The sequence below is a fragment of the Seleniivibrio woodruffii genome (assembly GCF_004339245.1).
GTDB classification, from domain to species: Bacteria; Chrysiogenota; Deferribacteres; order Deferribacterales; family Geovibrionaceae; genus Seleniivibrio; species Seleniivibrio woodruffii.
Genome location: NZ_SMGG01000005.1, coordinates 309,026 through 322,958, shown reverse-complemented (window position 1 = coordinate 322,958; position 13,933 = coordinate 309,026). Strand labels below are relative to the sequence as shown.

Below are 13,933 nucleotides of genomic sequence, written 5' to 3'. Positions count from 1 at the left end.
AATGATGCGGCCATCCTGTCCAGTGAATCAGTAGTTCTTACAGAATCCGATGCGGTACTTACCGCCAACGGTCAGCTTACGATAACAGATGTTGATAACCCCGCAGTGTTCGTCGCTCAGACTAACACGGAAGGCACATACGGCAAGTTCAGCATAGATGAGAACGGCGCATGGACGTTTGTTGCCAACTCAGCATTCAACGAGCTGAACGTGGGCGACTCCTACTCAGAAACGTTTACAGTTTCAGCGGTCGATGGTACGACATCGACTGTTACAGTACGCATAAACGGCACAAACGATGCGGCTGTGGTTTCTTCTGAATCAGTAGTTCTTACAGAATCTGACACAGCACTTTCTGCTAACGGTCAGCTTACGATAACAGATGTTGACAACCCTGCTGTGTTCGTTGCTCAGACAGACACGGAAGGCACATACGGCAAATTTAGCATAGACGAGAACGGAGCATGGACGTTTACCGCCAATTCCGCTTTCAATGAGCTAAACGTAGGTGACTCATACACTGAAACATTCACTGTATCAGCAGAAGACGGAACTACATCAACCGTTACAGTACGCATAAATGGCACGAATGATGCAGCTGTTCTTTCTTCTGAAAGCGTAATACTGACAGAATCTGACATAGCTCTTACAGCCAACGGTCAGCTTACAATCACAGACATAGACAACCCCGCAGTGTTTGTCGCACAGACAGACACGGAAGGCACATACGGTAAGTTCAGCATAGACGAGAACGGAGCATGGACTTTCACCGCTAATTCAGCATTCAATGGACTGAACGTGGGCGATTCTTACTCAGAAACCTTCACTGTTGCGGCGGCTGACGGTACAACATCGACAGTAACTGTTAGAATCAACGGCACTAACGATGCGGCCATCCTGTCCAGTGAATCAGTAGTTCTTACAGAATCCGATACGGCACTTACAGCCAATGGTCAGCTTACGATCACAGATGTGGATAACCCCGCTGTTTTCGTTGCTCAGACTAACACGGAAGGCACATACGGCAAGTTCAGCATAGATGAGAACGGCGCATGGACGTTTGTTGCCAACTCAGCATTCAACGAGCTGAACGTGGGCGACTCCTACTCAGAAACGTTTACAGTTTCAGCGGTCGATGGTACGACATCGACTGTTACAGTACGCATAAACGGCACAAACGATGCCGCTGTTCTTTCTTCTGAAAGCATGACATTGACTGAATCAGACGTTGCACTCACTGCCAACGGACAGCTTACAATCACAGACGTGGACAACCCTGCTGTATTTGTCGCACAGACAGATACAGAAGGCACATACGGCAAATTCAGCATAGACGAGAACGGAGCATGGACTTTCACCGCTAATTCAGCATTCAACGAGCTGAATGTCGGCGACTCCTACTCAGAAACCTTTACAGTTTCAGCGGCGGACGGAACTACATCAATCGTTACTGTACGCATAAACGGCACTAACGATGCGGCCATCCTGTCTAGTGAATCAGTAACCCTTACAGAAATTGATACCGCTCTTACAGCCAACGGTCAGCTTACGATAACAGACGTTGATAACCCCGCAGTGTTCGTCGCTCAGACTGATACGGAAGGCGCATACGGCAAGTTCAGCATAGATGAGAATGGAGCATGGACTTTCACCGCTAATTCAGCTTTCAACGAGCTTAACGTCGGTGACTCATACTCAGAAACTTTCACTGTTTCAGCGGCTGATGGCACGACATCGACAGTGACCGTTAGAATCAATGGCACAAATGATGCGGCAGTTCTCAGCTCTGAATCAGTTACATTGACCGAATCTGATACTGCACTGACCGCCAACGGTCAGCTTACAATCACAGACGTGGACAACCCTGCTGTGTTCGTTGCTCAGACTGACACGGAAGGCACATACGGCAAGTTCAGCATAGATGCTAATGGCGCTTGGACTTTCGTTGCTACCTCAGCTTTCAACGAACTGAATGTCGGCGATTCCTACTCTGAAACGTTTACTGTTTCAGCGGCGGACGGAACTACATCGACAGTAACCGTCAGAATCAACGGCACTAATGATGCAGCTGTGGTTTCTTCTGAATCAGTAGTTCTTACAGAATCTGACACAGCACTGACAGCTAACGGTCAGCTGACAATCACAGACGTTGATAACCCCGCAGTGTTTGTTGCTCAGACAGACACAGAAGGTACATACGGCAAATTCAGCATAGATGAGAACGGAGCATGGACGTTTACAGCTAACTCAGCATTCAACGAGCTGAACGTCGGTGACTCATACACTGAAACATTCACTGTTTCAGCAGAAGACGGCACGACATCGACAGTGACCGTCAGAATCAACGGTACAAATGATGCGGCAGTTCTTTCAAGCGAATCAGTAGTTCTTACTGAAACTGATACCGCTCTTACAGCCAACGGTCAGCTTACAATCACAGACGTGGACAACCATGCTGTGTTTGTTGCTCAGACAGACACAGAAGGTACATACGGCAAGTTCAGCATAGATGAGAACGGCGCATGGACTTTCACCGCTAATTCAGCATTCAATGAACTGAATGTTGGCGATTCCTACTCAGAAACCTTCACTGTTGCGGCGGCTGACGGAACTACGTCAACAGTAACCGTCAGAATAAACGGAACTAACGATGCGGCCATCCTGTCCAGTGAATCAGTAGTTCTTACTGAAACTGATACCGCTCTTACCACCAACGGCCAGCTCACAATTACAGACGTGGATAACCCTGCTGTGTTCGTTGCTCAGACAGATACGGAAGGTACATACGGCAAGTTCAGCATAGACGAGAACGGAGCTTGGACGTTTACCGCCAATTCCGCTTTCAATGAGCTGAACGTGGGCGACTCATACTCAGAAACCTTCACTGTTGCGGCGGCTGATGGAACTACATCAACCGTTACCGTAAAAATAAACGGTACGAATGACGCAGCAGTAATTGAAGCTGAAACAGCGACCCTTTACGAAACCAACTCAATACTCACCACAGGCGGCAGACTCGACATCACAGATGTTGACAGCGCAGCCTCCTTTGTGGCGCAGACCAACACAGCCGGACAATACGGTAAATTCAGCATAGATGCCGATGGCAACTGGACTTTCACAGCCAATTCAACCTACAACAACCTGCCTGCCGGACAGCAGATTCAGGATGTGTTTGAGGTTGCGGCGGCAGACGGCACCAGATCCAGCGTCACTGTCAACATAATAGGCACCAACGATGCACCGTTCACAAGCGGCGCAACTGTGAACGTCAGCGAGAACGGCAACAAGGTCAGCGGAACCCTGACAGCCAGTGACTATGACAAGCCCGACACGCTCACCTTCTCTCTGGTCGACAACCAGACATTGCCCTCAGGCTTCACATTTGACCCGTCAAACGGCAAATACAGCATGAGCGCCGCACAGGGATATGACTATCTCGCAGCGGGTCAGTCGGTCAGCTACAAAGTATACTACAAAGTCACCGACAGCCAGGGCGCATCCACAGTGGGCACTATAAACATAACCGTCAACGGAACGGCGGACGCTCCTGTCATTTCCGCTGTAAACAACGAAACTGCTGTCAACTTTGTAAGTGACGGCGGAAGCTACACCAACGCACTTGGTGTTTACACAGTTGATGCAGAGGGCAACCCCGTTGCGGGCGAGCTTATCCTGCTCAACTCCGACAGGACGGCCGCAAACGAGCTTCTGGCGACTTATCAGGGAACTGATGTTAAATTCTTCATAGTCACCAACGTAGGCTCCAGTTTCACAGGCGGAACCGTATCGTTTGACAACTCCGGCACATATCCCGTGCTGAAGCTGAACGGGCAGACTGTTTCAAATAACGTATTTTTCTCAGATACTTCTCTCAACTCCGACGGCCTTGACCACTTCATCGAGAAGGCGGACGGCACTGTGGGCGTTGAAGATCTTAAATATGGAACATCAGGCTATGACGGCGACTTTAACGACCTTGTGTTCAAAGTGACCACTCAGAAAGCGGTCTACACAGAGAATGACGGCCCGACATCCATAGCCAGCGATGTTTCCATAAGCGATGTGGACAGCACCACAATGAGCAAGATGGTGATCAGCATAACATCTCCCAAAGCGGGTGACGTTCTGACCGTTGGCGAACTTCCTGCGGGAATAACGGCAACAGTGAGCGGAACCAAAGTCACTCTGACGGGAGCGGCCTCCGCAGATGCATATGAGCAGGCTCTTAAAGCTGTCCTGTTCCACAGCACCAGCGAAAACCCCGACACCACAGCCAGAGAGTTCTCTGTGGTTGTGACGGATGAATCAGGAACCGGCAGTGCACCCGCTCTGATCACAATGCAGGTTGTATCCGTTAACGACAACCCTGTGGCGAACGACGACACGGCGACTGTTGACGAGAACAGCAGTGTGGTTATTGATGTCCGTGCCAACGACACCGACCTTGACGGCGACACGCTGAGCGTTTCCGCTGTCAGCCAGCCTGCCCACGGAACAGTGACCATCGGCGCAGACGGCAAACTTGTTTACACACCCACAAGGGGCTACTACGGAACAGATTCATTTTCCTACACCGTTTCCGACGGAAAGGGCGGCACAGACACCGCAACAGTATCCATAACGGTGAACTACGACAATATAGCTCCCGTTGTCAGCATCAGCAGCCAGTCAGTGACCTTCACAGAGCACGGCTCCGCTGTCAGCGTTGCACTGGGCACAGTGATAACCGATCCGGACAACACAACAATGAAGGGCGCAACCATACAGATAGAGAATCCTCTGTCCGGCGACAAACTGAGCATCGGAGCTCTCACCGGACTGGGAATAACAGCTGTTCTGTCTGCGGACGGAACCACCGTGACCCTTACGGGAGAGTCCTCAATAGCCAACTATCAGAAGGCCATTGAGCTTATCAGATTCAGCACCGACAGTCAGGATGATGCCGACAGAAGCGTCAAAGTGGTTGTGACAGACGGAGCGGAAAACAGCAACACGGTCATAACGACTGTTCATGTTGTTGTGATAGATGATGCACCCGTTGCGGCAAGCAACACAGCAGCCGTCACCGAGATCAACCCCGTGGTTATCACAGGGGATGCGGAAGTGACAAAAGTTACAGTGGGAACGGACATCAATCAGGATGTTACCCCTGCAAAACTCGGCTACACAACGCCCACCGTATACAATACTGTGGCAATGAACCAGAATGTGACGGTTAACAGCAGCTACGCAGTTATCAAAGAAGTTCCCGCCGGAATAAACGCCAATGTGAACGGCGACACCGGAAACGGATATGTTGAGATAGTCAACGTCGGTGCGAACTCAACCGTAAACGTCAACATAGGCGGCGGAAACGACGTTGTTTACCTATCCGGCAATATAAACGGATATGTCAACGTCAACGGTGATGCAGGATACGACGTCCTCATCCTTCCCGGAACAGCAAGCGACTACCGTGTGGTCAACAACGGCGGCGTGATGAGCATCTACTCCACCAACAGTTCCTGGACAGGTACAATAGTTGCGAACAACATCGAAGAGATACGCTACGGCGGATATTCCTCCGCATCATACGAATATGTTGTGGATGTTGAGACCAGCCGCACACTTTCCGAAGACGGATACGTTGTTCTTGCGGTTGCCAACGGCAAACTCAGCGCAGGCATCGACAACAGGGACGGCACATGGACTGTTCAGGCGGAGGACATCGAAGGGCTTAAGATAATCCCCACAGGCTCAGGCGAGCCGGACATTGCTCTGGTTTCCGTGACAGATCCTCAGGTTGTCACAGACATATCAGCATCCGTAACAACAGGCAACGTCATCACCGATACCGACGCTGTATACGGCAAAGACTATGACAGCGACACGGCTGTTTCAGACCTGCACATTTCAAAAGTGGGCGACACAACGGTTGCGGCAAACGGCGAAACGGCAGTTCAGGGAACCTACGGAACCCTTTACATCAAGGCGGACGGATCATACCGTTACGAGCTTGATAATGACGGAACCAGCCTTGACAACGTCAACAAAGGCGATGTCGTTAAAGAGGAATTTACATACAGCCTGACGGACGGAACTTCTGTCAGCACGGCGAAGCTCATCGTAAGCATCAACGGTGCGGACGATGTGTCAGTTTCTGCCGGAAGTCTTGTTATCAACGAGGGTACGACATCCGTTCCCGTTGCAAACCTGATGTTCATGATAGACGTTTCAAAGAGTATGGACGAGATAATCACCAGCACAAAGGATTCAAGGCTGACAGTGCTGAAAGATGCTCTTGTGGAACTTATTGAAAAATATGACAGCAAAGGCGATATAGGCGGCATCCAGATAGTGAAATTCTCCACCGATGCCACCGCTCTTTCCAAGAACGGAAGCACATGGCTCAGCGTTGCCGATGCCAAGAGTTTCATCCTTGCCCTTAAGAGTGACATGTACACCGACTATGACGATGCCCTTGCTAAATTGGAAGAGATATATAAAGCGTCCACTCCGCCCAGTGCAGACTACACCCATGTGTACTTTGTGTCCGACGGTGCACCCACCAGAGGGGAAGAGGTTGACGCCAGCGATCTTACAAAATGGCGCACATGGCTGACCAGCTCCCCTGTGGACGAGGTCTACTCTGTGGGAATAGGCAGCGGAACAGACAGCGCACAGCTTAAAGTTGTTGCATGGAGTGCCGAGAACCAGAACTACATGGACAACGTTCTCGTTGTTCCGGATGACACTCTGGAAGCGGACATCGCGGCGGCGGCCGAGAAGAACAGCAGAGAGAGCAGTGTGTTCAACGATGTTGACCTGCCCGACGGCATAACTGCCCATCTGACGGCCGTGACGTTTGCCGGACACAGATATGAGTTCTCGGATGCTGTCACAGAGCACACTATCAGCCTCGGAGACAACGGTTCTGTTGTGATACATGCCGACGGAACCTATGTGTTCACAGCCGGAACGGATGTTCCCGAAGACATAACTTCACTGCTTAAATACACCTTCGAAGCCAACGATCAGGACTATGCAGGAACACTGAGTCTGACAAGCAATCATGTTGTGGATACTCTTGTGGATCTGTCCCTCAGCGCAGGTTCCGGCTATCGAGTGGTTGAGTCGGCCAACGGATACGGAGTTGACACCAATACCTCCTCAACCAGCGACGACGGCATAGCAAAAGGCGAAAAACTCACTTTCAGTCTGGGTGAAGAGGTTGACAAGGCCACGTTCAACATAACCGGCACTGTGACAACGTCTTCAACATGGACGGCATATGACGACACCGGAGCACAGGTTGGCACAGGAACTCTCACTTCGGGCAAGTTTACGATAGACACAGCCGGAGATTTCAGCTCGGTAGTGTTCTCCGGAGGTTCCACAAACGGTGCGAACTTCTATGTGGCTCCCGTTTCAGCCACCGGACATGTTGACGGCGACAACGTTTTCTCGGTTCTCGACAGCGGAAGCTCTCTGGATTTCAGCAAACTCAGCGATCTGGACGGACTCCAGCTGGCGAACCACAGCAAAGTGCAGTCGATCACACTGTCCGCACAGGATGTGCTTAACATCTCCGACACCACAACTCATAATCTCCAGATAACCGGAGGCAGTGAGGATACGGTTGTTCTTTCCGGCGACTGGACAAAGTCAGGAACCAACACCTACACTTCCAGCGTGAACGGAATAGATGTCAGCATAGAGATAAACAACGAACAGCATAAGATCAAGGTGGACTATACTGATCAAGGCGATTAATAATTGCTGTTAAAGGTAAATTTGAAAAGCCGCATCCCTCTCGGGTGCGGCTTTTTCTGTTGGGATAAAAGTATATGGAGTTGAGAGAATTGCCTTAAAAAGTTCCGGTCAGATATGCTTTATTTAAAATGAAGTGCCAGCGCCAGTCTGTCTCTAAGTCCGGTTTTGGCAAAAATGGATGTAAGGTGCGCTTTAACGGTACGGACGGTGATATTAAGAGAATCTGCTATCTCCTGATTGCTTTTGCCCAGGGCCACAAGTTTGACCACCTCTTCCTCCCGTTCCGAGAGTTCCTGAGTAAGGTTCAGAGGGGTGCTGTCTGCGGGGAGGGTTGTTATCAGCTTATTGATGATATCCGGCGGAAGCCAGATCTGCCCCTGCCGCACGGCATCCACCATCTGTGTCAGGTTGTCAGGGTGCATCCACCTGTTGCCGTAGGCCTTCGCACCCATTTTCAGAAGCCTCAGAGCCTCTTCATATTTCGGGGTGGGGCTGAGTATGGCAACGCCGCAGTTGATGTCTCTTATGTCTGTGGGGGTGAGATAGGCCAGATCGAGAATGGCAACGTCTGTTTCTTCAACGTTGTGCCTGTTGTTCAGACTTGAGAGCAGACCCACCGATACGGTATTCTCTTCGCCGAAGATACCCGCCACTGTTTTGCAGAAATTTCTGTCACAGCTCACAGCTATTATCATAATCATCTCTCCCGCAGAGCATTGTACTTGGCCCGCAGAATGGGCTTAAGCAGGTACTGCATAACGGTTTTTTTACCTGTAACTATATCAACCATGGCGGTCATGCCCACCATTATGTCCTTTTTGTTGTGTTCGTCGCCCAGAAAGCCCTGATCGGTCTTAACCCTCACCAGATAGTAGCTCTCCTTCTTTTCGTCCTCTATGGTGTCGGCGCTTATGTGGGTCACTTTGCCCTTAAGCCCGCCGTAGATGGCGAAGTCGTATGCGGTGAATTTTACTATCGCCTCCTGACCGGGATAGATGAACGCTATGTCGGAGGGTTTTACCTTGGCCTCCACCAACAGGTTGCCCTCGGCAGGAACTATCTCCAAGATGTCCATTCCGGGTCTGACAACCCCGCCAACGGTGTTCACCATCATCTGTTTGACGGTTCCGTCAACGGGAGAGCGCACCTGAGTCCTTTTCACCCTGTCCTCAAGGGCAACACGGGTTGCCGAGGTTCTGTTCAGTTCCGCCAGATTCTGGCTGAGCAGATCCTGAGCCTCGCTCCGGAATTTCACAGTCTGCTCGTTTATCATGCTTTTGGCTTCCGCAATTTTGGAGAGTGCGGAGCTCATTGTGTTTCTGAGTGATTCTATTTCGTTCTGGTTTTCCAGAAGTCTCTGACGCAGCTGAATATATTCAACCTCGGAAACCAGTCCCTTTTCGTAAAGCGGCTTGGTGAGCGACATCTCCTGCTGAATGAGTGACTTGCTCTGTGTGAGGTTCTTTATCCTGTTCTGAGCATCGGAATATTCCGTCTGTTTCTGGCTCAGCCTTTCCTGAAGAACCATCAGCTCGCTTTCCAGTCTCTGCCTGTTTATGTTGTACAGGCTTATTTCGGAGCTTACGAGGTTCGGATAATTGCTCTCTATCTGCGGATCCACGCTCATGGGTTTTCCGGATGCTTCCGCCTGAAGCCTTGCAATGCGCACTTTCAGTTCGTAGTATTTTGATTCGCCCTCTTTAAAGGAACTGCCGAAACCAGTGTCGTCGATCTCAAGGAGCACCTGACCCTGTTTGACATGGTCGCCCTCACGCACCAACAGTTTGCGGACTATGCCGCCCTCAAGGTTCTGCACCACCTGAATCTGGTGGGTGGGTATCACCTTGCCCTGACCCCTCGTCAGTTCGTCAACGTAGGTCAGGTTCGCCCACGCTATGAAGATGATCACCAGTGCCGCCATAATGTACAGCAGGCGGTTCATCTTGCCGGAGCTTTTCTGGAGCACGGCGGCGTTGAGGCTTTTCATAAACTCGATATCTTCCGCACTGAGGCGGCTTTTTTTGTCTTTCGCCATTATTTGCCCCCCAGTTTCTGCATAACTTCATCTTTAGGCCCGTCCAGAACAACACATCCGTTGTCCATGACTATCAGTCTGTCAACAATGGACAGGATAGAGGGCTTGTGGGTTATTATTATTGTGGTCTTGCCCTGAGTTGCAGATCTCAGGTTTTCAATGACCTTGTTCTCCGATGCAAAATCCATTGCGTTTGTCGGTTCGTCCATGACGACTATGGGGCTGTCGGTGAGCATTGCTCTGGCAACGGCAACGGCCTGTCTCTGTCCGCCGGAAAGGTTCGCTCCCTTTTCACCCACATGGAAGTCCAGACCCAGCGAGTGTCTGTCGCTGAAGGAGATAACGTTGCCCGTCTGCGCCGCTTTCAGGATTGCGTCGTCGTCGCTGTGGGGCGCTTTGAATATTATGTTGTCCCGTATGGTTCCCGAAAAGAGGGTTACATCCTGCGGAACGTAGTTGATGTTGTGTCTGAGGTCGGCAGGGTCTATCTGCTTGACGGCTATTCCGTCAACGAAGATGCTCCCCGCATCGGGATCATAAAGCCCCAGAATAAGCTTGCTGAGGGTTGATTTGCCTGAACCGACAGCTCCTATGATGCCTATGCGTTCACCGGGCTTTATGGTGAAGCTGACGTTCTTTACTGCGGGCTGTGGTTCGTCAGGATAGCAGAAGGTCACATCGTGGAACTCTATTGCTCCGTTGAAGGTGGGTCTGCGGAGAAACCCTTTCTTTTCGGGGCGTTCAACGTCCTTCTGCATCAGAGCGTCCAGAGCCTGAAGCGAGGTTTTCATCTGCTGATAGTTGGACAGCAGAGAGGCCACCTGCGACATGGGAGCTATGGTTCTGGAAGCCAGCATCACTGTGGCTATCAGCGCACCCATTGTCATCATGCCCTCTTTAATGAAGTAAACGCCCGCCACAACCACAAAAATGTTGCCTATCTGCGCCAGAAATGCGGATACGGATGTGAGCGAGTTTGAAAGCATGCGTGACTTTATGCTCTTGTTGGATATGTCTCCTGTGCTCTCTTCCCAGCTCCACTGTATATAGCTGCTGGCGTTGAAAGTTTTTACCGCTTCAAGGTTAGACAGAGCCTCTATTAAAAGGCCGCTCCGCTTGGCGGAGGATTCGTAAGTAGTTTCGATGCTCTTTTGCAGAGGCTTGCGGATATAAAGACCGTAGCCGATGATTATTGCCATTATCAGCAGAGGGATAAGAACTATTATGCCGCCGATGTAGTAGATCACCACTATGAATATGAGTACGAAGGGCAGTTCTATGAACGCCGTTATCGCACTTGAAGCGTAGAATGAGCGGATACTGTCGAACTCTTTGATGTTGCTGGCGAAAGAACCCACGGATTTGGGCTTTTCTTTCATTCTGATATTAAGCGCCTGCTCGAAAATCATGGACGAGAGGATAACATCACTCTTTTTGGCGGCTATCTCAAGGAAATATGTCCGCAGATATTTTATGGTGATGTCGAAAATATAGATGATGCACATGCCTATGGCCAGAACCCAGAGGGTGTCCACGGCGTTGTGGGGGGATAACCCTGTCGTAAACGTTCATGGTGAACAGGGGGCTGACGGTGACAAATATGTTTATGAGGACGGATGCAATTAAAACGTTTGTGTAGAGGTCTCTGAAACGCCACAGGGTTCCGAAGAACCAGTGCTTGTCCTCTTTTTTCTCCTCTGTGTCGGCGGTTTCGCCCTGACTGTCCTGTCTGAAAACACGTTTCAGCAGGAAGCAGAATCCCATGTATTCCTCTTCCAGTTTTTCTATTGAGATTTCCTGCGGGGTTTCATCGACGGATGGAACGATTATCTCCGCCACGCCCTCGGAAAAGTCTATGTCTGTGAGCACGCATGCATCTCTGTTCTTAAGCAGCAGTATTACCGGCAGAATAACGTTTGGGATGTCTTTCAGTTCACGTTTGACCAGTCTGGAGTTGAATCCCGCTCTGCCCGCCGCCCTTGAAAAATTAGATTTTGCTCCGCCAAGGGTGAAGAGCGACTGGGTCTTCTGTTCGGGGTCGAGGGGAAGACCGTAGGCCAGCGCCTCCGCACTTGCGGGCTTGTTGTTCAGTCTGGTCAGCGTCACCAGACACTGCATCAGCGGATCAATAGCTATATCTCTGTTCATATTCTGACTTCCGTCACTTATTCAGAGGGGTGATATCGGCGATACCACGTCCCTGAAAATATTTGATATTTTTGTTTTCCAGAGCAGTTTTAAGCTCGCTGTTCTCAACTTTGGTGGCGATGAGCTTTATTCCGAGGCTCTCTGTAATTGTCTGGAGCGAATGGATTGCTGTGTCTGCGTCCTCGCCGGAACCTATCAGATAGTCATAGTCTATCTTTATGTAGTTCGGCTTCAGTTTCTGGAGATTTTCCAGAGACTTGGGGCTCATTGCGAATCTGTCCACCCCGAAGGTGAATCCCAGACCCTTTATCAGCCCTGCGAAGTCTAGGCAGATGTCGGCATTGTTGTTTATTGCGTTGTCGGATATTTCAAATGTTATGCGCTCTTTCAGGTGTTTGCTGCCGAGCAGAAGCTGACGGAACCACGAGAATGAAGCCCTGTCGTTGAGGAACACGTCGGTGATGTTGATTGCCAGTGTGCTGTCAGGCTTTGCGGTGAGGTATTCCACTGATTTTTCCAGAACGTATCTGTCCAGATTGTTTGCGAGGTTCAGGTTAACCACCATGGGCATGAAGAAGCCCGCACGCTGGATGTTGCCGTTCTCGTCTTTCAAGTTTACGAATATCTCCTGATGCAATTCGCCCGTGGGTGATGTTACCGCCTGAGAGGTCAGGATGAATCTGTTTTCTGCCAGAGCTGTCTCTATCATGTTTTTCCACTCCAGTTTGCCCAGAACCATCTGGTTGGAGCTGTCGTTGAAACGGCTGACATCCCCTGTTTCCATGCTCTTGGCCACAGTGAGTGCGTAGTCGGCTTTGGAGAGCACCTTTGCTGTGGTCTCGTCGTATCTGTATGAAGTGAGTCCGGCTTTAACGGTTATGATGTCCGCCAGTCTGTCGTTTGCGGCTATCAGTTCCTTAGCCCATTTTATGAAGCCGTTAATCTTGAATGCCGAATCCTCCTGATTGAGGGCGGGCATTATGGCGGCCAGTTCCTGCCTGTTGAAGCATGAGGGCAGACAGCCGTCCGATGAAAAATTGTCGTTCATGTATTTCGCAACAGCATCATAGAAGGGGCGCATATTGGGGTGTCCAACTTCGGCTATGGCTCTGTCGATGCCTTCGAATGAGATGAGGGCTATTTCGCCGTCGGAGTTTTTTGACTCGGATTCTATGTATTCTGTAAGCTTGTTTACGAAGTATTTGCGATTATAAAGCCCCGTCAGCTGGTCTCTGTAGAGCAGTTCCTGATATTTTTTCAGGGTGTCTATCTCTCTGTCGTAAATTGACTGAACTTTCCCCGTCATCTGGTTCATTGCCAGAACCACCTGTTTAAGTTCAGGTGTGCGGGGGACTTTCTCGTTTATCATGAAGTCGTTGTTGCCAATGGCCTCCGCCTGTTTGCGGATGTTCACAAGGGCTGAGAGGAGGAACTTGAGGATCACATGGCTGAACGCCACAGCTATGCCGCCTATCACGATGAAGGAGAGGCAGAGGTATTTAAAGCTGTCCCAGAGCTGAATATATGAGAGTCCGGGGTGTCCCTTGACGGTGAGCTTCCCCGCTATATTCCATCCGTTAGATATCTGAGCATCTGCGGCGGGTGTTTCCAGTTTCACCAGTTTAACGAAAAAAGCGGGCACGCCCTCTATCTTCGGCTCCTGATGCACCCTGTATATGTCTTTGCCGTCGTTCCCCGTGAGGCGTATCTCCTCGTAGTAACCGCCGTCATACATGGCGTTTATCATGGTTACCATTATGGCGGTGTCGTTTGTGAAGGGGCTGAGGGACAGCGAAACTGAGTTTGCAGTGTTCTTTGCGTTGGAATACATCTGGTTGCGTATGAACTCGGTGGTGTTGTCGAAATTTATCTTCAGCACAGCCGCAAGCATCACTATCAGTATGGTTGTTATGAGTATCTGAATCTGTCTGAAAAGCGTCATTTCCTACCTCTTCACGATTTCAAGATCTATTGCTTTGAGTTTGTTCAGGTTTT

General features: G+C 50.3%; 6 protein-coding genes. 1 reads left to right on the top strand and 5 read right to left on the bottom strand.

The features are described 5' to 3' along the window. A partial coding sequence (locus tag C8D98_RS13765; protein WP_165871291.1) for a VCBS domain-containing protein occupies positions 1-7,755 on the top strand: 7,755 nt, incomplete at its 5' end. Positions 7,756-7,874: 119 nt separating this feature from the next. On the opposite strand, the gene C8D98_RS11015 is transcribed toward C8D98_RS13765, so the two are convergent. The 5 genes from C8D98_RS11015 to C8D98_RS11000 are packed head-to-tail and all read right to left on the bottom strand — an operon-like array spanning position 7,875 to position 13,880. Further along, the gene (locus C8D98_RS11015; RefSeq protein WP_165871290.1) at positions 7,875-8,450 is read right to left on the bottom strand and encodes a response regulator transcription factor; all 576 of its coding nucleotides are present in this window, start codon (positions 8,448-8,450) and stop codon (positions 7,875-7,877) included. Positions 8,451-8,452: 2 nt separating this feature from the next. After that, complete coding sequence (locus C8D98_RS11010; protein WP_132874199.1) at positions 8,453-9,790, bottom strand: HlyD family type I secretion periplasmic adaptor subunit; 1,338 nt, start codon at positions 9,788-9,790, stop codon at positions 8,453-8,455. Then, a complete protein-coding gene (locus tag C8D98_RS11005; RefSeq protein WP_207891271.1) occupies positions 9,790-11,325 on the bottom strand; it encodes a type I secretion system permease/ATPase in 1,536 nt (511 codons plus the stop codon). Before C8D98_RS11005 ends, C8D98_RS11010 begins: the two co-directional genes overlap by 1 nt. Continuing rightward, complete coding sequence (locus tag C8D98_RS13810; protein WP_207891270.1) at positions 11,237-11,938, bottom strand: type I secretion system permease/ATPase; 702 nt, start codon at positions 11,936-11,938, stop codon at positions 11,237-11,239. The genes C8D98_RS11005 and C8D98_RS13810 overlap by 89 nt, the downstream gene beginning before the upstream one ends. Before the next feature lie 13 nt (positions 11,939-11,951). Next, entirely contained in the window at positions 11,952-13,880 is a 1,929-nt protein-coding gene (locus C8D98_RS11000; RefSeq protein ID WP_132874198.1) for a bifunctional diguanylate cyclase/phosphodiesterase, read from the bottom strand. Between the last annotated feature and the right edge of the window lie 53 nt (positions 13,881-13,933).